General features: G+C 67.7%; 1 protein-coding gene. It reads left to right on the forward strand.

What is annotated here, in order from left to right; translation table 11 throughout:
* Nucleotides 1-114: 114 nt before the first annotated feature.
* On the forward strand, nucleotides 115-507 hold a 393-nt coding region (locus OP497_RS17485), incomplete at its 3' end, for a TRAP transporter large permease subunit (RefSeq protein WP_280550778.1).

Here is a 507-nt window from a genome sequence, read left to right on the forward strand (position 1 = left end):
CGCCCTGGCGCTGATGGCCCTGCAGGCGCTGCTCCATCTGGTGCAGTCGATTCGCGCCCGTCCCGCCGACCATGAGCCCGCCGCCCATGAGTCCACCGACAGGGAGACACGTTGATGGATATCGGGACGGCCACGATCCTGATGATCGCCGCCATCTTCGGCCTGCTGGTCACCGGCCTGCCGCTGGCCTTCATCACCGGCCTGGTGGCGATGGTCTTCACCTTTGGCTGGTTCGGCGAGACGGCGCTGCCGCTGGTCACCAGCCGGGTGTTCAGCTTCATCACCGAGTACTCGCTGGTGGCGGTGCCGATGTTCGTGCTGATGGCCTCGCTGCTCGATCGCTCCGGCATCGCCAAGGACCTGTTCAACGCCATGCGGGTGTTCGCCGGGCGGCTACCCGGGGGCGTGGCGGTGCAGACCATCGTGGTGGCCTTCTTCCTCGCCGCGCTGTCGGGGATCATCGGCGGCGAGATCGTGCTGCTGGGCATCCTGGCGCTGCCGCAGATG

Source organism: Halomonas sp. 11-S5, from assembly GCF_029889825.1.
Taxonomy (GTDB): Bacteria; Pseudomonadota; Gammaproteobacteria; order Pseudomonadales; family Halomonadaceae; genus Halomonas.